We start from the raw sequence: 20798 nt of genomic DNA, 5'->3' as shown, positions 1-20798 counted from the left end.
GGTCGGCTCTCGGCGGGTCGGCGGGTCGGCGCGTCGAGCACGACGCAGCCCCGGCCGGGTCACCCGGCCGGGGCTGCGTCGCGACGCTACTCCGCGGTCTGGGCGAAGCCCGGCGCGAAGTCCGGGGTGTCGGCGATCAGCGCACGCGTGTACTCGTGCTCGGGCGCCGACATGACCTCGCCAACCGGCCCGTACTCCACGATCCGGCCCTTGTTGAGCACGGCGACGCGATCGGCGATGTTGGACACCAGCGCGATGTTGTGGGTGACGAACAGCAGAGCCATCCCCCCGTCCTGCAGGTTGCGCAGCAGCGCGACGATCTCCGCCTGCACCGACACGTCCAACGCCGAGGTGATCTCGTCGCACACCAGCAGGTCGGGCTTGGTGGCCACCGCGCGGGCGATGCACACCCGCTGGCGCTCACCGCCGCTGAGCTGCTCCGGGAAGCGGTCGGCGTAGGAGGCCGACAGCGCGGCGCGCTCCAGTGCCTCGGCCACCACGGCGTCCGGGTCCTCCGGCCGACCCACCAGGTGCCGGTAGGGGCCCAGGATCTGGTCGCGCACGCGCTTGCGCGGGTTCAGCGCCTCGTACGGGTTCTGGAACACGTACTGCACGCGCCGCCGCTGCTCGGCCGTGCGCCGGTAGCTGCCGGTCGCCAGCTGCGCGCCGTCGAAGACCATGTCCCCGGAGAACTGGCGGTGCAGGCCCACGACCGCCCGGGACAGGGTCGTCTTGCCCGACCCCGACTCGCCGAGCAGCGCCACGCACTCCCCGCGCGACACCGACACGTCGATGTCCTCCAGCACCGTGGTGCGCCCGTATCCGGCCGACAGGCCGTGCACGCGCAGCAGCGGCTCCTCCTCCGGCGCGGCCTCCTCCTCCCGGTGGTCGGTCCGCAGCAGGGGGACGGCCCGCAGCAGCCGGCGCGTGTACTCGTGCCGGGGCGCCGCCATGACCTCGCCGGTGCGACCGCGCTCGACCAGTTCGCCCCGGTACATCACCGCGATCTCGTCGGCCAGGCCGGCGACCACGGCCATGTCGTGGCTGATGTAGACGCCCGCCGTCCCGTAGTCGCGCGTCATCCGGCGGATGGTGTCCAGCACGTGCGACTGCGTGGTCACGTCCAGGCCCGTGGTCGGCTCGTCGAGCACGATCACGTCCGGCCGCCCGATGAAGGCCATGGCGATCGCCACGCGCTGCTGCTGGCCCCCCGACAGCTGGTGGGGGTAGCGCGCCAGGAAGGCGTCGTCGTCGGGCAGGGCGACCTCGCGCAGCACCTCTCTCACCCGGTCGGCCACCTCGTCCGCGGACAGGGAGGTGTCGTGCAGGGCCTCACGCAGCTGCGTGCGCAGTCTGAGCGCGGGGTTGAGCGCGGAGGCGGGCGACTGCGGGATGTAGGCCACCGCACGTCCCCGCAGCGCGCGCACGCCCTGTTCGGACAGCGTCGCCAGGTCGGACCCGGCCACCTCCACGCGGCCGCCGGAGATTTCCGTGGCCCGCTTGCAGTGCGCCAGCAGCGACAGGCCCAGCGTGGTCTTGCCCGACCCGGACTCGCCCACCAGACCGAGGATCTCGCCGCGCCGCACGGTGATGGACACGCCGCTGATGATCTCGACGTCCGAGGGACGCCCGATCACGCTGAGGCCGTCGACCACCAGTGCGGTGGTCTCGTTCGGCGTCTTCTCCTGAGTCACTTCTCGACCCCCCGGTCGATGCCGATCGCGGCCCGCGAGAGCCCGTCCGTGATGAGGTTGGCGCCGATCGTCAGGACCGCGATCGCGGTCACGGGCAACGCCACCGCCCACGGCTGCACGGCCATGCCCTGGCGGTTCTCGTTGATCATCAGGCCCCAGTCGGCCGTCGGCGGCTGCAGGCCCATGCCGAGGAAGCCCAGGACCGCGACCACGCCGATCGAGTAGGTCAGGCGCAGACCCAGCTCCACCAGCAGCGGGCTGGTCACGTTCGGCAGGATCTCCACGGCCATGATCCGCCAGCGCGGCAGGCCGATCGCCTCGGCGGCCTTGACGAAGTCCTGCTCGATGACCTTGCGGGTCGCCTCGCGGATCACCCGGGCCACGCGCGGCAGGTGCGAGACCGCGATGACGGCCACGATCAGCCACACCTTGGGGCCGATGATCGACATCACCAGCAGCGCGGCGATGAGCTGGGGGAAGGCCAGCAGGACGTCGTTGACGCGCATCAGGGCGTTGTCCAGCCACCCGCCCTGGTACCCGGCGACGATGCCGACGACGGTACCCGCGGCCACGCCGATGCCGGCGGCGGAGCCCGCCAGCACCAGCAGGGTCCACCCGCCCCACAGGAAGCGCGTGAGCACGTCCCTGCCGCGGTTGTCGCCGCCGAACAGCACGCCGTCCACGCCCGTCTCGTACGGCTTGGCCACGAACTCCGTCGGCGTGTACGGGGCCACGAAGGGGCCCACCACGGCCACGAGGACGACCAGGGCGGTCAGGCCCACGCCGACCTTGGTCCGGCCGAACCGCCACGCGTTGCGGAACAGGCCGGGGCGGCGCCGGGGCGGCGCGGGGACGGTCTCGGCCGTCTTTGTCGAAGGCGCACTCATCGGTTCGCGACCCTCACCTTCGGGTTGGCCGCCAGACCGATCACGTCGGCGACCAGGTTGACGAGGATGTAGATCCCGGCGATGAGGAGGACGACGGCCTGGATCAGGGGCACGTCGCGGTTCTCGATGGCGTCCATGAGCACCTTGCCGACGCCGGGGAAGTTGAACAGGTACTCGATCGCCACCACGCCGCCGGCCAGCCAGGCCAGTTGCAGGGCGACCACCTGGGCGACCGGGCCGATGGCGTTGGGCGCGGCGTGGCGCCAGAGCACGAGCCGCTCGCTCATGCCCTTGAGCCGCGCCTGCTGCACGTACTCGCTCTCCAGGACCTCGATCATCGTCGCCCGCATCATGCGCACGATCGGCGGGGCCACGGCCAGCGCCAGTGTCAGCACGGGAAGGATCCACTGGTCGGGCCCGCCCTCGCGGGCGTACACCGACGGGAACAGGTCCAGGCCGCCGGGGCCCAGCAGCAGGATCAGCAGGATGCCGACGACGAACTCGGGGATGGACGCCACGATCAGCGTTCCCATCGAGGAGGAGTGGTCGAAGGCCCGGTCCCTGCGCAGCGCGCTGAACGCGCCGACGGCCAGCGCGATGGGCGTGGCCACGAGCGCGGACAGCCCCATCAGGGTCAGCGAGCTCCGGACGGGAGCGGCGAGGTAGTCCGCGACGGGCTGCCGGTTGGAGAACGACGTGCCCAGGTCGCCCTGGGCGATGCCCTGGAGCCAGTGCAGGTACTGCACGGCCACCGGCTCGCCCAGGTTGAGCTGCTCGCGCAGCACGGCCAGGCGCTCGGGCGTCGCGTCGCGCCCGAGGATGAGTTGGGCCGCGTCACCGGGTAGCGCCTGGGTGGCGGCGAAGACCACGAGGGACACCGCCCAGAGCGTCAGGGCGCCGAAGAGGAGCCGGACGACGATGAGTCGAGTCATGGTGAGCTTTCGGTTGCGGTCGGACGGGGGGCGGGTGCCCGGGGCACCCGCCCTGGCGGACGGTGCCGCGCCCTACTGGTCCATCCACACCTGGTGGAAGGCATAGGAACCCAGGGGGTGGCCGGAGACCGCGGGCTCCAGCCCGTGCACCCTCGTCGTGTGGGCGTCGATCAGGTTGACGAAGCCCCAGACGATGTAGCCGCCCTCCTCGTACTCGATCCGCTGCGCCTGCCGGATGATCTCGTTGCGCTCCTCCACGTCGGCGGTGCTGCGGGCCTGGTCGATCAGCTCGACCCACTCCTCGTCCTCGCCCCACATGGTCTCGTTGTAGGGCGCGCCCACGACCGAGCCCTGCGCGGTCTGGGTGATGTAGTTGCGGGCGCTCCAGAAGTCCTGGCCGAAGGTGTAGGGGAAGCCCTCCTCCGGGTTCCAGTAGTCGCTGGGGTTGACCCGGCGCAGGATGACGGTGACCCCGGCCGCGGCGGCCTGCTCCTTGAAGACCTCGGCGGCGGCGACCACGCCGGCGCTGATGTCGCCGGTGACCAGCTCGACCTCCAGGCCGTCGCCGTGACCGGCCTCGTCCAGCAGCCGCCGGGCCTCGTCCAGGTCCTGGTCGCGCTGCTCGAAGTCCTCGGGGTAGGAGGGGTCCATCCGCGCGTACATGTCGTTGCCGATCTGCCCGTAGCCGGACAGCGCCTGGTCGATCATCTGCTGGCGGTCCACGATGAGCCGGAAGGCCTGGCGCACGCGCACGTCGTCGAAGGGGGCCTGGTCCACGCGCATGGTGAACGGCAGCCACATGCCGGTCTCGGACTCCATGATCGACAGCGACGGGTCGCCCTCGATGATCGCGACCTGGGCGTGCGGCACCTGGCTGATGACGTCGACGTTCTGGCTGCTCAGCGCGTTGACGCGGGCGTCGTCCTCGGGGAAGTCGATGATCTCCAGCTCGTCGACGTAGGGCAGGCCCTCCTCGTGGTAGCCCTCGTGCCGCGCCATGAGGCTGTACTGGCCGACCTCGAACTCGGTCAGGCGGAAGGGGCCGCAGCCGACGGGCTCGTCCGGGTCGTAGCCCTCGGGCACCACGCAGTTGTAGTACTCGGCGAGCGCCTCGGGCAGGGTGACCATCGGCTCGGTGCAGTGGATGACCACCGTGCGGTCGTCGACGACCTCCAGGGCCTCGTAGTCGACCCCCTCCAGGTCGCCGGCGCCGCGCCTGGGGTCGTCCGGGTCCAGGATGCGCCGGAGCGAGAAGACGACGGAGTCGGCGGTCACGGGCGACTCGTCGTGGAAGGTCAGCCCCTCCTTGAGGACCAGGGTCCACTCGGTGCCGTCGTCGTTGGACTCCAGGGACTCGGCCAGGTACGGCTCGAGGGTGCCGTCGTTGCTGTAGCGCATCAGCGACGCGTACAGCGCGTAGTTGCGCGCGATGTCGACGTTGTCGGTGGGCTCGTGCGCGTCGAGGGTGTCGCTGGCGCCGCCGCCCGCGACGCCGACGCGCAGGTGGCCGCCGCGCTGGGGTTCACCGTCGCCGGAGCTCGCGGTTTCCTCGTCTCCGCCGCAGGCGGCCAGGACCGGGGTCACGGCCGCTCCCGCGGCTGAGGCCTTCAGGAGGGAACGGCGGCTGGGGACGCCGAGGACGCGAGCGGTGGGGTCTTCGGGCAGGGACGGCACAGGACACCTCGTCTGGACTGGGAACTTCTCGGTGTCGACCCCGGGTGGGGGGCGGCGTCCGTGGGGCACGGCACGTGGGGCCGGAGTCGACTCATCTGATCCTTGTTGCGCCTGATGAGAGCGTCAAATGCGCTCATGTGCTGACAGGCGGTGGTTCCTGCGCATCGATCGGGCCGGGGGAGCGGTCGCGTGGCATGGTGGCGAATCCGGCTGTGGCCTGGTACTTTCCGGCGCCTGGCGCGTGAGCTGAGCGTGCTCGTGTGCGCATCGCGCCCGCGCTCCCAGGGCGGCGCGCACCGCGGTCGGGCCACCGGGGGTTGTGCCCCAATCGATGTCTCCGGGAAGCGAAACCGTGGTGTTTAAGGGCTGATTTATCCGTTTCGCCGGTTTCTGTTACGGGGTTGTAACGGTGAGGTCCCGTGTGACTGCTGTGCGTGTCGGTGTGCGGTGGGTCCGACGGGGCGCGATCGCCCGCCGGCGGCCATATCCGGCCACCGCCGTGAGGACGCGCATTGCCTGCGTGTTACACCTCACATGGGTTCGCCTGGGGTCCGGAGCGTTTCCTTTGTCCTCCTCGGGGAGGACACGTGACGGGGTTTTGTGGCCAATCCCCGGCATGCCGAAGCCGGGTGTGCTGTTCTGGAGCAAGTACGCCCTTGTCTAAGGTGAGTGCAGGCGGCGCGACCCGCGCGCCCGACGCGGGTGATTGGAGTGACCGGATGGCTGAGGCGAGGCAACTCCGCGAGTTCATGCCCGCGGACGCCCCGGACGGCATCACACCGGACGTTTCGGCGATCGATGTCGCCGACGTGACCGGAGGCGTCACGGACCACACCGTGTGGAGCTGCGCGGGCAACCTCACCGCGGTCCGCTCGGTCCGCGCCCGGGTACGCGAGTTCCTCGACCGCATGGGCCACTCCGACGAGGTGCTGGACGACGCTGAGCTGGCGGTCAGCGAACTGGCGACCAACGCGCTGTTGCACTCGCGCTCCGGACAGAGCGGCGGGGTCATGACCCTGTTCATCCGCTCCGACGCCGGACGCCTCCGCGTCGCCGTGGCCGACCAGGGCGAGCGCGAGGGCGAGGGCGGGCACTCACGCGACGACGGCGAGGACTTCGGTCGAGGCAAACTCATCGTCGACAGTTGCGCGACCCGCAGCGGTGACTACTGGAACGAGGCCACGCACGTGGCCTGGTTCGAGATCGACGACCGTTCCTGAACCGGGTCCGGGAGTGGATCCCGGGACCGCTCCCGGACCCGGGGGCGGGCCGAGGGCGTCCCCGAAGCGCGCGACGCCGGCGAGGTCACGGACGGACCGGCCGTTCGGCCCGGTGGTCCCGGCGGCGGCCGGTCAGCACATCCCCTCGGCGCGGGGGTGGGCCACCCGCACCGGCTCGGGCGCGCACCGCACCGTCACCTGGCGCCCCTCCGGCGCCGGGGAACCGGAACCGCACACCACGCACGCCCCCGTCCACAGCGCCAGGGCCACCAGGGCCGCGCGGGTGGGCTCGTCCCCCCGCTCGTCCACCGCCACGACGTCGTCGGCGGTCAGCTCCAGCCGCCCGCGCAGGTCGGTGAAGCGGCTCATGAGGTCGCTGTGCGGGTACAGCGTCGTCAGGATCCCCTCGGGCGTGCGGTCGTAGCCGAGGATGCCGTTGTCGAACAGGCCCCGCGTGGGGTTGTAGCCGTTGCCGTCCGGGCTCGGCTGCAACAGGTCCTCGAAGGGCGTCGTCCCCAGGGCGTCGCCGAAGGCGATCACCTGCCGCACGCGCGAGCGCTCGGCCAGCTCCAGTGCGGTCGTCGCCAGCTCCGCGCTCACCAGCAGCAGCCGGGCGTCGGTCTCGGCGAGCACCGCGCACTGGGTGTCGGGGTCGGACTCCGTGGACAGCGGAAGCGCCCGGCCGCCCACGGCCATCACCGTGTACGTGGCCGTGAACCGGTCCGGCGAGACCGGGGCGAGCACGCCCACGACGTCTCCCAGGCACAGGCCCCGGCGGCTCAGTCCGGCGGCGGCCCGCTCCACCGTCGCGGCGAACGTCAGCGCGTCCACCCGGCGGCCGGCGCCCCGGATCGATCCCCCTCGGGTCGGCCGCAGCCGCAGCCGTTCGCACAGGCCCCCGGTCAGTGATCCGATCGGGTCGTCCCTGCGCGGCAGGTGCCGTCCCGACCGCTCGGTTCCTGAAGTCAGTCCAACCCCCATGCGTACCCCCACCTCGTCCACACGACGGCGGATCCGCTGCTCGGGCTCGTCACGCCCCCTCCACGTGGCGAGCCCGGCAGCGCCGTGCGGAGGCGGGGGCCCTCCCCAGGTTCCACCCCGCGCTCGCACGGTTCCACCGGCCCCGGGACGGGCCCGGGGCTGACGGTCCGACGGGTGCCCGGTGTTCGGCCCGGGCCCGACGGCCGCTCTCGGAACCCCTGCGCCCACCGCCACTCCAATGAACGGAAGGGCCTGAGTTCCATGTCTGGAAGCCTAGCGCGTTCACAACCACATGCACATGCATATTGCGATGCAGATGCATATGTAGATTCTGTCGCCGGACTGACTACACAGCCCGATCCGTGCGGTTCGAGCCGGTCTCTGTGCCTTCGTTCAGCCGGTGTCGCGATGCCGCTCCACCCATGCCGCGATCTGCGTCCGCGAGTGGAATCCCATCTTCCGGTTGATGTTGGCCACGTGCCGCGCCGCGGTCGAGGGCGTGATGAAGAGCGTGCGGGCGATCTCCGGGTTGCTCTTGCCCCGGCTCACCAGCCGTGCGACCTCCAGCTCCCGCTGGGTGAGCCGCGAGCTCGGGGGCTCCGACTCCGGAGCGGCGGGTGCAGCGCCCCCGTCGTGCCCAGCGGTGTTCGCCTGGGGCCCCCGGGGCGTGCGCCGGGTGTCGGCCGTCGTGCCCGCCTCGCGCTCACGCCTGCGCGGCGAGCGCGAGGAAGGGCGGCGGCGTTCCACCGTCACCCGCTCGGCCAGGTCCACGGCGTCCGACAGCGGCATCGCCCGGCCCCGCTCCCACCAGTCGACCAGCCGCCGGCGCCGCCGACGGACCCGCTCCACCTTCACGAACGGCCACGGCGCCTCGTGGGTCACCAGGCCCAGGTCCGACCGTACCTGGGTCGCCGACCCCGCCAGCAGGCACGCCTCCTCGCGCAGCCCCGCACCGAACGCCACCCGCGCGATCGCGACCAGCGTGCGCGCGGCCTCGGCCCGCTGCCCCGTCGAATGACTGAGTACGAGCCCTTCGCTGAGGTAGTCGTAGGCCTGCTCCGTGGAACCCAGCGCGTGCGCCACCCGGCCGATCCCGGCCAGGCACCGCGCCTCCTCGGCCACCGACCCGATGACGCGCTGGGTGTCCAGCGCCTCCCGGTAGCAGCGGTCCGCCGTCATGAGGTCGTCATTGGCCTCCGCGGCCCGCGCCTGGCCCATGAGGGTCACCGCCACGCCCCAGCGGTGGTCCATGCCGCGCAGCAGCGTCAGGGCGGTCGTGTAGTGCTGGTCCGAACTGGGGTAGTCGCCCTGCTGGGCGACCAGCGCCGCCCGGGTGCCCAGCGCGATCGCCTCGCCCCACACGTCCCCGACGTCACGGCACAGCCGCAGGGCCTCCTCGACCCGCACCGCCGCCCGGTCCGGGGTGCGCGAACGCACGCCCACCAGGGCCAGCAGGTTCAGAGCGGTCCGGACGAACACGTCGTCGCCCGACTCGCGGCACAGCCGCAGCCCCTCCTCGCCCATGGACAGCGCCAGGTCGTGATCGCGACGGACCCGGGCCAGCTGGGCGCGCCCGACCAGGGCACGGGCGCGGGAGGGCGCCTTGGCCGCCTCGTCCAGCGCCAGCAGCCGGTCCAGCCAGTGCGCGCCCTCGGAGTAGTTGTGGTGGCTCACCCAGTGGGCGGTCAGGCTCACGCACAGCCGCAGACCCGGCTCGGCGGCGCCCCGCTGGTAGGACCAGCGCAGGAGCGAGCGCAGGGTGTCGTACTCGGCGATCACCCGCTGGCGCCCGGAGTCGCGCTCGGCCCAGGGCATCCCCCGGCTGGACTCCAGCCGCCGGCCCAGGTCCTCGGCCAGGCGCAGCATCCGCGCCATCAGGCGCTCCTGGAACAGCTCCGCCTCACCCGCCTCCGACAACCGCTCCTGGGCGAACCGGCGCACGGCCTCCGGCAGGCGGTAGCGGACCCGGCCCTCGAACTCGCCGGTGACGGTGATCAGGGACCGGTCCAGCAGTGACGTCAGCAGGTCGAGGATGTCGGACTCGGACAGGGCCTCGTCGGAGCAGACCTGCTCGGCCAGCTCCAGGTCCCATCCGCGGAACACCGACAGCCGCCGCAGCAGGAGGCGCTCGGGCTCGGGCAGCGACTCGTAGACGAAGTCCAGCACCAGTGGCAGTACCTCGCTGCGAGAGACGGCCTGGCCGGGGCCGGGCCGCGCCGACGGCGAAGCCAGATGCGAGCCCAGGCCCCGGGCGAGCTCGTCCGGCCCGGTCTCGGGCGCGCTCGCGCCCAGCACCTCGATGGCCAGTGGAACGCCACCCGCCAGGTCGCACACGACGGCGACGTCCTCCAGCTGCTCCTGCGAGGCGGAGAAGCGGGGGTCCCGGGTGCGGGCGCGGTCCAGGAACAGGCGGACCGCCTCACCGTCGGCGGGGTCGGGCGGGGGTGCGTTGCGCGCGGCCATGGGCGGGGACATCGCCGGGACGCGCCACACCGTCCCGCCGGAGAGCCGGACCGGGTCCTCACTCGTCAACAGCACCGACACGTCCGGGCACGAGGCGAGCAGCGACTCACCGACCCCCACGACCTCGTTCGCGACATGGTCGCAGGAGTCCAGTACCAGCAGGAGACGACGGTGCCGCAGCGCCTCGGTCACCGTGGCCGACAGCGGTTGCCCCGGCTCCTCCACCACTCTGACCGCCTGCGCCACACGGGCGTACACCTCCAGCGTCGACCGGGCGTCGGTGAGGTCGGCCATCCACACGCCGTCGGGGAAGGAGGCGGTGGACTGCTCGGCCACCCGCAGCGCCAGCCGGGTCTTGCCGATGCCGTCGGCCCCGCACAGGGTGACGGAGCGGCTGGAGCCGAGCAGGCGGAGCAGGTCGCTCAGATCCCGCTCGCGGCCCACGAAGCCGGTCCCCGGCCGGGGGAGGTTGTGCCGCGCGGGCGCGGTCAAAGGTGCCATGGCCTTCACTTGTAGGGGCTGTCAGGGGAGGAGCCGGAGGCTCTCGGTCGAGGGTGCAAGCCCTCACCGTTCGCGTCGCGCCCGGGGGCGGTGGCGGAAGACGGGTGGAAGGCCCTCACCGGGGGCGGAGGAGGGGTGGTCGGGTCGGGGGAGCAGTGAGGTCGGCAGCAGCGGACGGAGTTTCTGGTTTAGCGCGTGCACGCGCACTGTGCAAGTGCTTCCGGTGCCGCGCACGGTGCTCAGCCAGGGTCACTGGAGGCACTCCAGCCGGTCAACTGTGTCCTTGAGGAAATGGAGAGTTTTCTGAAGATGTTCGCGATATGTCGGGCTGCGGTCGCCTGGCTGATCGTCAGCCGTTCGGCGATCTCACGGTTGGACAGGCCGTGTTCGGCCAGCTCGGCGATCTCGCGTTCCCGGGGCGTCAGGGCTCCGTAGGGTGACTCCTCGGTGACCACCTGCGGGAACGCCAGCGCGCGGTCGCGGACCTGCTCCAGCGGCAGCGAGCGCCAGGCGTTCCAGGCCTCGGCCGCGCGGGCCGATCCCACCCTGCGCTCCACCGCCGACCTGAGCCGGACCGTCTCGCCGGACGGGCGGTCCAGCGACGTCCGCAGGTCCGAGGCCACGCCCGTGAGCGCGGCGGCGCGCTCGGCCTCCTCCTCGGCCAGCGCCAGCTCCGCCAGCGCCTCCAGGGCCCGTGCGACCGCGATCCGCTGCCCGGACGTGAAGCTCACCCGCAGACAGGTCGCGAGCGGTTCACGCGCCGCCAGGACGTCTCCCTCGGCCAGGTGCAGACGCCCCAGGGCCCGAGCGCAGCGGGCCGTGGCCGGCGCGGCGTTCAGCTCCTCGAAGATCGACAGCGCCTCGGCGCACAGCGCACGCGCCCGGGCGAAGTCGCGCTGCTCGGCGGCGATCGAGCCCAGGGCGTGCAGGCAGCGCGCCGAGCCCCAGCGGTCACCGAGCTCCTCGCCCATCGCCATGCTGCGCTCCAGGTACGCGACGGCCTCGTCCGTCCGCCCCGCCCGGCGCGCGAGCTGGGCGAGCACGCCGCGCACGTTCCCCTCGGAGATGGGGTCGTGGACGTCGGCGATCCACTCCTGCGCCCGCTCGGCGTGGGCCCGGGCCTCGTCGGCCGCTCCCGTGCGCAGGGACAGCGACGCCAGAGTGGCCAGCGCGGAGGCGGCGGCCCCCGCCTCACGGCAGGCCCGGGCCGCCTCCAGCGCGCTCAGGGCCAGCGTCGTGGTGGTGGGCGCGGTGTCGATGTCCAGGCGCAGCTCGGCCTGGAGCGCCAGGGCGCGCGTGCGCAGGCTCGGGGGCTGGTCGTCGGGAGCGGTGGCCAGGACCCGGCCCAGGAGGCGGCTGCCCTCGGACGCCAGGTCCCGCACCATCCAGTAGGGGCGCAGCGCCAGGCACACCCGCAGCGCCTCGGCCACGCGGCCGGCGCCCAGCGCCCAGTCGACCACCCGGCCGTAGTTCTCGCGGTGGTGGTCGAGCAGCCGCAGCAGCGACAGGCGCTCCGACCACTCCAACGGCGTCAGCGAGCGTTTGGCGGCGGTCTCCAGTTGCGCGACGCAGAACCGGAGGTAGCGCGACCAGCGCTCGTGCTCCTCCTGGCCCTGGGCGGCCAGGTTCTCGGCCGCGTAGGCGCGCACCGTCTCGGTCAGGCGGTAGTGCGCCGTCCCGTCGATCTCGGCGTCGATGACGATCAGCGACTTGTCCAGGAGGGAGAAGTGCAGGGGAAGGATGTCGGCGGAGGCCACCCCCTCGCCCGAGCACACCTCCTCGGCGGCCTCCAGGTTCCAGGTGGTGAACACCGACAACCGGTGCAGCAGCAGCCGCTCGGGCTCGGTGAGCAGGCCGTGGCTCCACTCCAGGACCGCGCGCAGGGTGCGCTGGCGGGGCGGCAGGTCGCCGGAGCCGTCGCTGGTGAGCAGCTGGAAACGGTCGTCCAGGCGGCGCAGGATCTGCTGGACGCTGAGCACGCGCACGCGCGCCGCGGCCAGTTCGATGGCCAGCGGCATGCCGTCCAGCATCCGGCAGATCTCCGCGACGTAGCCGGAGTTCTCACGGGTCATCTCGAAGCCGGCGCGGGCCGCGTGCGCCCGGGTGACGAAGAGCCGCACCGACTCATAGCGCTGGGTGTCCCGCCGGGGGATGGGGGCCGGGTCGTCGGCGTAGGGGTCGGTGGGTGTGGGGCGCGAGGGCAGGGAGAGCGGCGGCACCCGCCAGATGCTCTCCTCGGGCACGTGCAGCGGTTGGCGGCTGGTCGCCAGGATCCGCACGCGGGGGCAGTCGCGCAGGATCGCCTGGCAGAGTTCGGCCATCGGCCCGACGGCGTGCTCGCAGGTGTCCAGGAACAGCAGGAGGTTCTGCGTGCGCAGGGACGTGATGATGGCGTCCGTCATCGTCCGGGCGTCGTCCTCGACCGCCTGGAGGCTCACGGCGACGGCCCGCAGCGCCTGCTCGTGCGTGGAGGCTTCACTGAGGTCGACGAAACGCGCACCGTCGGGGAACCGGCGGAGCACGCGCTCGGCCAGGTGGAGGGCGAGTCGGGTCTTGCCGATGCCGCCGGTGCCCGTCAGGGTGACAAGTCTGGCGGTGCCGAGCAGACGGCCGAGGTCGACGATGTCGCGCTCGCGTCCGACGAACCGGATGAACTCGCCGGCGGACAGGGGCAGGTTGTGGCGAGGATGAGACATGGCCTCGATTACGTAGGACACCGAATCGGCCCGCGACATGCACGCCCCGGAGGGCGTGGCGACCACGGAGGACAGGCTGTCACCAGTCTGGCACCGACGGGCCGGGTATGTCTCGGGAATGGCCGGTTCCGGTACGGGCGGCACTGATGCGCCCGTACCGGTCGCGCCGTGGCGATACAGCCGTTATCCTGCGGCGGGCCGCCAGTCCGTGGGGTCGGCGGGGGCCTGTTCGCCCGAGCCCATCTCCTTGACCTCGTGCGCGCCGCCGTCCTCGAACGGCGGGAACCAGACGAAGGGGATGCCCTTCTTGGCGGCGTACTGGATCTGCTTGCCGACCTTGGCGGTGGAGTGGAACACCTCGGTGTTGAACCCCCGCTCGCGCAGGAGCGCGCCGGTGCGCAGCGCCTCCGCGCGCCGTTCGGCGCCCGGCACCACGACCATGACGTCGGTCGGGCAGACCCGCCCCTCCTCGATGCGTCCCTCGGCCACCAGCTTGGCGAAGATCCGGGTGAGGCCGATGGAGATGCCCACGCCCGGCAGGCGGCGCCGGATGAACTGTCCGGCCAGGTTCTCGTAACGGCCCCCGGCGCAGATGCTGCCGTAGCCGGGGTCGTCGTCGAAGGACGCCTCGTACACGGTGCCGGTGTAGTAGTCGAGGCCGCGCGCGATGGACAGGTCGGCCACCACGCTGCCCTCGGGCAGGTCCGCGAGCTCGTCCAGGACGAAGGTGAGTTCGTCCAGGCCCTCGGTGAGCAGCTCCGAGGTGACACCGAGCGCGGCGACCCGCTCGGCCACGTCGGCGCCGCGGATCCGGGCCAGCGCCAGGCAGGCGTCGGCCTGCTCCCCGGTGAGCCCGTCCCCGTGCAGGATCTCGCGGACGCCCTCGTCGCCGATCTTGTGGAGCTTGTCCACGGCCCGGATGACGGCCACCGGGTCCTTGACGCCCAGGCCCTCGTAGAAGCCCTGCAGCACCTTGCGGTTGTTGACGTTGAGCGTCCAGGCGGGCAGGTCCAGGCCGCTCAGGACCTGGTGGACGATCCTCGGCAGCTCGGCGTCGAAGTGCAGCGGGACGGAGTCGACGTTGATCACGTCGATGTCGCACTGGGTGAACTCGCGGAAGCGCCCCTCCTGGGGGCGCTCGCCGCGCCACACGCGCTGCGTCTGGTAGCGCTTGAACGGGAAGGTCAGCTCGTTGAAGTGCTGGGCGACGTACCGGGCGAAGGGCACGGTGAGGTCGAAGTGCAGCCCGAGCCTGGCGTCGGAGTCGTCCTTGGCGTCGGCCTGGAGGCGGTGCAGGGTGTAGACCTCCTGGGAGGTCTCGCCCTTGGCCATCAGCACGTCCAGGCTCTCGACGGAGGGGGTCTCCACCGACGCGAAGCCGAAGGACTCGAACCCGGCGCGGATATGGTCCAGCCACCGCTGCTCCACAGCCCGGACCTGAGGGGTCCACTCGGGAAAACCGCTGATGGGGGTGGGGCGGACGACGCGCTGCTCGGACATGTGGGGTTCTCGGCTCCCTCGGGAGAGAAGTCGGATGGGAACGGCCCGTGGGCCGAGCCCATTCTAGGCCGCGCGGGGGGCCGCCGCGCTGACCGCGTTCGGAGACCGGCGGAGCGGGCGACGCCCGGGTGGGCCGCGCGGCGTCTCCGTTGAGGGTGGTAGTCCGGCCCTTCGCGGAGCGCTGTCCCGGACGATGGTGGGCGACGTCCGGGTGGGGTTGCGGCCGGAGGCCGTCGGTTGAGGGTGGTAGTCCGGCCCTTCGCGGAGCGCTGTCCCGGACGATGGTGGGCGACGTCCGGGCGGGGCTGGGCGCGTAGCGTCTCCGTTGAGGGTGGTAGTCCGGGCCCTTCGCGGAGCGCTGTCCCGGACGATGGTGGGCGACGGGTGGGCCGCCACCGGCCCACGTGGACGGTTGTGGGCCGGTGGGGCGCTGGGGCGCCGTCCCGGGCGAGGCCCGGACCGACGCCGAAGAGCGAGGCGTCGGTTCCGGCTGGTCACCCCGTGGGCGTCGCCGAGGCTCCCGCGGGGGGTCGCGTCCTCGTGCCAGGAGTCCGATGGCCCGTGTGTCGGCGGGTGCCTGCCTCCACCGTAGACTCCGCCGCCGGGCCCGGACAGTGATTGGCGCGGCCGAAAGCGGCCGGAAGCGGTCGCGCACAGTGTCGTAAAGTGCCGCTGCGAGGGTACAGATGTGTGCTCGCTCGATCACCCAGGGTTCTCCGGCAGGTCACGCGAGGGAAAATCGGGACCTTCGGTCCCGAATCCGCGCGAATGCGGTCCTTCCCTGCTCATGGTGCCCGTACTCGCCCCGTCACGGAGCGCGGTGACCCCCGTCTCGTCGCCGTCTGGCCGGAAACGCCGCCCAGAAGGTCCTGCCGGTGTTAGGTTCCAGATGCGGCGCCCCGCGGTGGTTCGGACCGGGGGAGAGTGCCGTTCCCCTCAGCACCGGGCAGCCTGAGCCGCACGGCCGGGCCCGGCTCTCCCGCTAGGACACACCGTGAATGAGCCAGCAGGTAGTACGCACACCGTCCACGCCCCCACCGAACTGTCGACCAAGATCATCGTCGCCGGTGGCTTCGGGGTCGGGAAGACCACCTTCGTCGGAACCGTCTCCGAGATCCCCCCGGTGCGTACGGAGGCGGCCGTGACCGCGGCCAGCGCCGGCGTCGACGACCTCTCCCACACCCCCGACAAGACCAGCACCACGGTCGCCATGGACTTCGGGCGGATCTCGCTGGAGACCGACCTGACCCTCTTCCTGTTCGGAACCCCGGGCCAGCAGCGCTTCTGGTTCATGTGGGACGACCTCGTACGGGGTGCGCTCGGGGCCGTCATCCTGGCGGACGTGCGGCGGCTGGAGGACACCTTCCAGGCCCTGGACTACTTCGAGCGCCAGTACCGCCTGCCCTTCGTGGTCGCCATCAACCAGTTCGACCGCGAGCACGCCTACGGCGCCGACGAACTCCGTGACGCGCTCGACCTGGCCCCCGAGGTGCCGGTCGTCTACTGCGACGCCCGCGACAAGCAGTCGGTGGTCGGGGTGCTGGTCACCCTCGTCAAGCACGGCATGGCGATGGAGGCCAGGCAGCGCTCGCGGGGCCAACTCGTCCGGTGATCCGGCGGCGCCGGGACCGGGCCGGGGACCCGAGGGGAACGAAGGGGTTGTGTCCGGCGTTACTCTGGCGTGGTGTTCGGACGAATGGCGGAAAGCGTCCGCCGCCTACTGGGCAAGCCCGGTGCGGTGGACCTGAGGCCTTATACCAAGCTCCTGTCGGCGATCGAGGACAAGGAGGCGGATCTGCGTGAGCTCGACGACTCCGAGCTGACGGATGCCGCCATCGAACTCGGTAACGCCGAGCTTCCCTATGAACGCGACGACCTCGTGTCCTTGTGCGCCGTCGGCCGTGAGGCGGCCCGGCGCGCCCTCGGCGAGCGGCCGTTCGACGTCCAGCTTCTGGGCGTGATGGCGCTGCTGGACGGGCACGTCGCCGAGATGGCCACCGGTGAGGGCAAGACCCTCGCGGGCGCCCTGGCCGCGGCCGGGTTCGCGCTGCGCGGCCAGCGCGTGCACCTGGTCAGCGTCAACGACTACCTCGCCAAGCGCGACGCCGAGTGGATGCGCCCCCTGTACGACCTCCTCGGCGTCACCGTCGGGTGGATCAACGAGGACTCCACGCCGGCGGAGCGCCGCGAGGCCTACACGTGCGACGTCACCTACGCGGCCGTGACCGAGCTGGGCTTCGACGTCCTGCGCGACCGCATGGTCACCGACGTCGACGACCGCGTGGTCCCGCCGCCCAACATCGCCATCGTCGACGAGGCCGACTCCGTGCTCGTGGACGAGGCGCGCGTGCCGCTGGTCCTGGCCGGTGCGGCCGAGAGCCAGGTCGGCGACGTGGAGATGGCCGACATCGTCCGCCACCTCCGGCCGCGCCTGCACTACACGGTCGACACCGAGGGCCGCAACGTCCAGCTCACCGACGACGGCATCGACGCGGTGGAGAAGGCGCTGGGCGGCATCGACCTCTACTCCGAGGACGACACCTCGGTCCTGCCGCAGGTCAACCTCGCCCTGCACGCGCACGCGCTGCTCCAGCGCGACGTCCACTACGTGGTGCGCGACGGCGAGGTCCGGCTCATCAACGAGTCGCGCGGACGCATCGCCCTGCTCCAGCGCTGGCCAGACGGCCTCCAGGCCGCGGTCGAGGCCAAGGAGAAGGTCGAGGTCAGCGAGACCGGCGAGGTGCTGGACTCCATCACCGTCCAGTCGCTGGTCCTGCGCTACCCCAGGCGCGCCGGCATGACCGGTACCGCCATGGCGGTGGCCGAGCAGCTCCGTGAGTTCTACGAGCTCGAGGTCGCGGTCATCCCCTCGAACAAGCCGAACATCCGTGAGGACCACGGCACACGCCTGTACGCCACGCGTGAGGAGAAGGAGGACGCCCTCGTCGCGAAGGTGGCGGAGATCCACGAGACCGGGCGCCCCATCCTCATCGGCACGCAGGACGTCGCCGAGTCCGAACTCCTCGCCCGCCGGCTGGCGGAGGCCGGGCTGGAGTGCGTGGTCCTCAACGCCAAGAACGACGCAGACGAGGCGGCGATCATCGCCGAGGCGGGCACCCACGGGGCCGTGACCGTGTCCACCCAGATGGCGGGCCGGGGCACCGACATCCGCCTGGGCGGCAGCGACATGGCCGACCGCGACCGGGTGGTCGACGAAGGCGGACTGTTCGTCGTGGGCTACGGCCGCTACCCCAGCAGCCGCCTGGACGGGCAGCTGCGCGGCCGTGCGGGACGCCAGGGCGACCCGGGCGACTCCATCTTCTTCGTGAGCATGGACGACGACCTGATCGTCAACAACGCCCCGGAGTCCACGGGGTACACGACCTCCGCCGACGGCGAGATCACCGACGAGGGCTGGCTGGCGATGGTCGACCACGCGCAGCGGGTCGCCGAGGGGCAGCTGTTGGAGGTGCACCGCAACACGTGGCGCTACAACCAGCTCATCGACGTGCAGCGCGACGTGGTCCTGGAACACCGCGAGCTGGTGCTGACGGGCGACCAGGGCGACCGGCACGTGGCCGCGGACCGCGCGGAGCGGCACGCGGAGCTGGTGCAGGAGCTGGACGAGGAGCGGGTGGCCCGGGCGGCGCGCCTGATCACCCTGTTCCACCTGGACCGCGGCTGGACCGACCACAACGCCTTCCTGTCGGAGCTGCGGGAGGGCATCTACCTGCGCTACCTGGGTCGGCGCGACCCGCTGGACGAGTTCAACCGCGAGGCCGTGCCGGTCTTCAAGGGCTTCCTCGACGACGCGCGCACGCGGGCGGCGGAGAGCTTCGAGGAGCTGGAGGTCGTCGACGGTGAGCTCGACGTGAGCACGGTGGGCGTCAAGCGGCCGTCGATGACGTGGACGTACATGGTGCACGACCAGCCGTTCAGCTCGGCCCTCGAAACGTTCGTGGGGCGGCTCAAGGGTTCTCCGTCCAGGAGCTGAATAACCCAAAGGAATCCGCGGCGCGGGTGAGGACCAAAGTCCTCACTCGCGCTTTCCTTTTGTGGGCTAGCATCGTGAAGCGTCGTTCGCATGTGGCCCGGAGAATTCGTGCGGGGGGTATCGGGCGGCGATTTCAATGGAAACTAAGACGGTTGGGACTGGATCCACTGTGGTGCACGAGGTCGGCGCGCAGGAGAAGATCAGTTACGGGCGGAACGACCGCTTCACCGGAGGGCCGGTGGGTGGCGGCCACTTCTGGGTGGACGAGGACGGCCGTCCGGTCGCCAAGATCGGGGGGCCGAAGGAGTGGCGCCCCACCCCGATGATCGACGTCCGGGTCGGGGACGTCTTCACGGTCGGCGGCCAGGCCTGGAGAGTGACCGATATCGTGGATGCGGACGCACCATCGGCTTATCTGCTGGCCACGAGGGTCAGCTGAGCCAAAGCCCCGGGGTTTCTCCCGGGGCTTTTGTGTTGCCTCCGATACGGAGAATTGCAACCCTGTGCAACCTTTCCGATTCCGGTGACTCTCCGTTTTGATTTACGAAGTCTGCGTGTTCGGCACGCCGGGGCGGACGCGCCGGAGGCGTCGGCCGAGGGGCGGCGGGTCCGGGTTCGCGCCCCCTGCCACCCTCGGCAATCGAGACGTTCCGGTTATCTGAACAGGGGTGTTCGCGTTACCGCCCGCTCGTTACCGTCAACGGGACGGGGCGCGCCCCGCCCACGGCTGGGAGGCTGTCGGCCTTCCCGGAGGGTCTCAGGCCGCCGCATCCGTCGCCCGGGTGTCGGTCCCAGGGGCTGTCCCCCGCCCCTGGGCCTGACGGGAGTAGGTTCTCCCGTATGGCTATTCGACACATCGCACTCTTCCGCTGGCGGGACGACGTCGCGCCCGAAGGCGTCACCCGGGTCCAGGAGCACCTCGCCCGGCTCCCCGGTGCCATCCCTGAGCTGCGTGCCTACTCCTTCGGGCCGGACGCCGGCATCAGCGACGGTGCCTTCGACTTCGCCGTGGTGGCCGACGTCGATGACGAGGACGGCTTCGCGGCCTATCGCGACCACCCCGAGCACCAGGCCGCCCTGGGGGTCATCCGCCCCATGCTCGCGGACCGTGCGGCGATCCAGTACACGCTCGGGGACGCCAAGTAGATCTTGTTCCACAAGTCTCTGCGTGCCACTGCTCAACGGGCTTATCCTGTGGGATCAGAGGGCCTGGGGTCTTGCGGTAGAACGCGTTCCAGTATTAGTCTCTGCGTAGTGCCTGGCCCGGTGAGGGCGTCTGGCGGCCCCGCCGCCGGACGCCGACGGTGGCAGGCGAGAGAGAACCGTCGCCCGTTGAAGCCGGATCGCGCCCCGGCTTCGGCGGGCGACGTCGTCGTGGGCGCCGGACCGGCCTCAGCGGAGCAGGCGGGAGAGCTCGTCGAAGGTGGGACAGGGCCAGGGCCGACGACAGCCGTCGCACACCTGCTCGCCTCCTCCGCCCTCCTCCGCGTCCGGGCTGTGCAGTCGGAGCAGTTCGGCGCACACTCCCGCCAGGGCCGAGACCTCCTCGCGTGCGTTCGCGTAGAAGGCCACGTCGTTGATCCGGGCCAGGGCGCTGTCGGAGGCCGGTTCCGGCAGGCCGACCGTGTCGGGTTCCCAGGGGACCGCCCGGGCCGAGCGCTCCTGGATGCCCTGCACGCACCGGAGCAGTCGGGCGTGTTCGGACTGTCGGCCCCGCAGGGGCGTCCGTGGCGCTTGTCGCGTGAACGGCGGCATCGCTGATCTCCCCCAACGGGTGGATACGCAGCTTCGTAGTCACTCAGCGTATACCTATCGTCGCGGAATGTCGCGACACGCGGGGTGTGGCCGCCCGAAACCCGAGAAGCGGGCCGCCCTCAAGGGGAAGGGCGGCCCGCCGGAACCGGTGTGTCTAGCCGCAGCTGCCACCGCAGTTGCACGAGCCGCCGTTCTGGCAGCCGCAGCCGCATCCCGAACCGCAGCCGCAGCCGCTCAGTTCCAGGGGCGTGCTCAGGGGGTGTGTCACAGTCCCTCCTTCAGGGGTCGGCACCGCTCGTGCGCGATCACGCCGACCTCCGCCGAACCGGAGGGGCGCCACGAACGGTTCTCCGACAGGAAGGGTTCCCCCTCCCCGGCTTGGTCAACCCGAGGGCCCGGCCTGACCTTCGCGTGACCCGGCCGCCTCGTGCCGCCATGACATCGACGGGACGGCCCCCACCCCGCGGTCGCACGCCGTCCGGCGGGAGGCGGGCCGCCCGT

General features: G+C 71.7%; 14 protein-coding genes. 5 read left to right on the top strand and 9 right to left on the bottom strand.

Annotation, left to right across the window (positions count from 1 at the left end):
- Window positions 1-86 precede the first annotated feature (86 nt).
- From M1P99_RS05295 to M1P99_RS05280, 4 genes are all read right to left on the bottom strand, one after another.
- Window positions 87-1694 carry an ABC transporter ATP-binding protein gene (locus tag M1P99_RS05295; protein ID WP_304451552.1) on the bottom strand — a complete coding sequence of 536 codons (1608 nt, stop codon included), beginning with the start codon at window positions 1692-1694 and terminating at the stop codon, window positions 87-89.
- On the bottom strand, window positions 1691-2581 hold the full coding sequence (locus M1P99_RS05290) for an ABC transporter permease (RefSeq protein WP_304451551.1): 891 nt from the start codon (window positions 2579-2581) through the stop codon (window positions 1691-1693). The genes M1P99_RS05295 and M1P99_RS05290 overlap by 4 nt, the downstream gene beginning before the upstream one ends.
- Entirely contained in the window at window positions 2578-3513 is a 936-nt protein-coding gene (locus tag M1P99_RS05285) for an ABC transporter permease (RefSeq protein WP_304451550.1), read from the bottom strand. Before M1P99_RS05285 ends, M1P99_RS05290 begins: the two co-directional genes overlap by 4 nt.
- A 72-nt stretch (window positions 3514-3585) precedes the next feature.
- Window positions 3586-5187, bottom strand: a complete 1602-nt coding sequence (locus M1P99_RS05280) for an ABC transporter substrate-binding protein (RefSeq protein ID WP_304451549.1) — start codon at window positions 5185-5187, stop codon at window positions 3586-3588.
- A gap of 719 nt (window positions 5188-5906) precedes the next feature.
- On the opposite strand from M1P99_RS05280, the gene M1P99_RS05275 reads away from it, so the two are divergent.
- A complete protein-coding gene (locus M1P99_RS05275; protein ID WP_304451548.1) occupies window positions 5907-6407 on the top strand; it encodes an ATP-binding protein in 501 nt (166 codons plus the stop codon).
- Between the two features lie 132 nt (window positions 6408-6539).
- Here M1P99_RS05275 and M1P99_RS05270 read toward each other — a convergent pair whose 3' ends face one another.
- The 4 genes from M1P99_RS05270 to hisS all read right to left on the bottom strand — a co-directional run bounded on the left by M1P99_RS05270 (window position 6540) and on the right by hisS (window position 14548).
- Window positions 6540-7388, bottom strand: coding sequence for an AMP-binding protein (locus M1P99_RS05270; RefSeq protein ID WP_304451547.1), 849 nt, complete (start codon window positions 7386-7388; stop codon window positions 6540-6542).
- A 393-nt stretch (window positions 7389-7781) separates the two neighbouring features.
- On the bottom strand, window positions 7782-10343 hold the full coding sequence (locus M1P99_RS05265) for a LuxR C-terminal-related transcriptional regulator (protein WP_304455583.1): 2562 nt from the start codon (window positions 10341-10343) through the stop codon (window positions 7782-7784).
- A gap of 248 nt (window positions 10344-10591) precedes the next feature.
- Window positions 10592-13048 (bottom strand): tetratricopeptide repeat protein, encoded by a 2457-nt coding sequence (locus tag M1P99_RS05260; protein WP_304451546.1) that lies wholly within the window; start codon window positions 13046-13048, stop codon window positions 10592-10594.
- Window positions 13049-13231: 183 nt separating this feature from the next.
- The gene (gene hisS / locus M1P99_RS05255) at window positions 13232-14548 is read right to left on the bottom strand and encodes a histidine--tRNA ligase (protein ID WP_304451545.1); all 1317 of its coding nucleotides are present in this window, start codon (window positions 14546-14548) and stop codon (window positions 13232-13234) included.
- A gap of 994 nt (window positions 14549-15542) precedes the next feature.
- On the opposite strand from hisS, the gene M1P99_RS05250 reads away from it, so the two are divergent.
- The 4 genes from M1P99_RS05250 to M1P99_RS05235 all read left to right on the top strand — a co-directional run bounded on the left by M1P99_RS05250 (window position 15543) and on the right by M1P99_RS05235 (window position 19688).
- Window positions 15543-16160 carry an ATP/GTP-binding protein gene (locus M1P99_RS05250; RefSeq protein ID WP_304451544.1) on the top strand — a complete coding sequence of 206 codons (618 nt, stop codon included), beginning with the start codon at window positions 15543-15545 and terminating at the stop codon, window positions 16158-16160.
- 84 nt (window positions 16161-16244) lie between these two features.
- Window positions 16245-18542 carry an accessory Sec system translocase SecA2 gene (secA2, locus tag M1P99_RS05245; protein WP_304451543.1) on the top strand — a complete coding sequence of 766 codons (2298 nt, stop codon included), beginning with the start codon at window positions 16245-16247 and terminating at the stop codon, window positions 18540-18542.
- Between the two features lie 169 nt (window positions 18543-18711).
- Window positions 18712-18981 (top strand): DUF6406 domain-containing protein, encoded by a 270-nt coding sequence (locus M1P99_RS05240; protein ID WP_304451542.1) that lies wholly within the window; start codon window positions 18712-18714, stop codon window positions 18979-18981.
- A gap of 401 nt (window positions 18982-19382) precedes the next feature.
- The gene (locus tag M1P99_RS05235) at window positions 19383-19688 is read left to right on the top strand and encodes a Dabb family protein (RefSeq protein WP_304451541.1); all 306 of its coding nucleotides are present in this window, start codon (window positions 19383-19385) and stop codon (window positions 19686-19688) included.
- A gap of 246 nt (window positions 19689-19934) precedes the next feature.
- Here M1P99_RS05235 and M1P99_RS05230 read toward each other — a convergent pair whose 3' ends face one another.
- Complete coding sequence (locus M1P99_RS05230; protein WP_304451540.1) at window positions 19935-20297, bottom strand: hypothetical protein; 363 nt, start codon at window positions 20295-20297, stop codon at window positions 19935-19937.
- Window positions 20298-20798 lie beyond the last annotated feature (501 nt).

This window comes from Nocardiopsis sp. YSL2 (genome assembly GCF_030555055.1).
In the GTDB taxonomy this organism is placed as follows: domain Bacteria; phylum Actinomycetota; class Actinomycetes; order Streptosporangiales; family Streptosporangiaceae; genus Nocardiopsis.
This window is presented reverse-complemented; position numbering and strand designations above follow the sequence as displayed.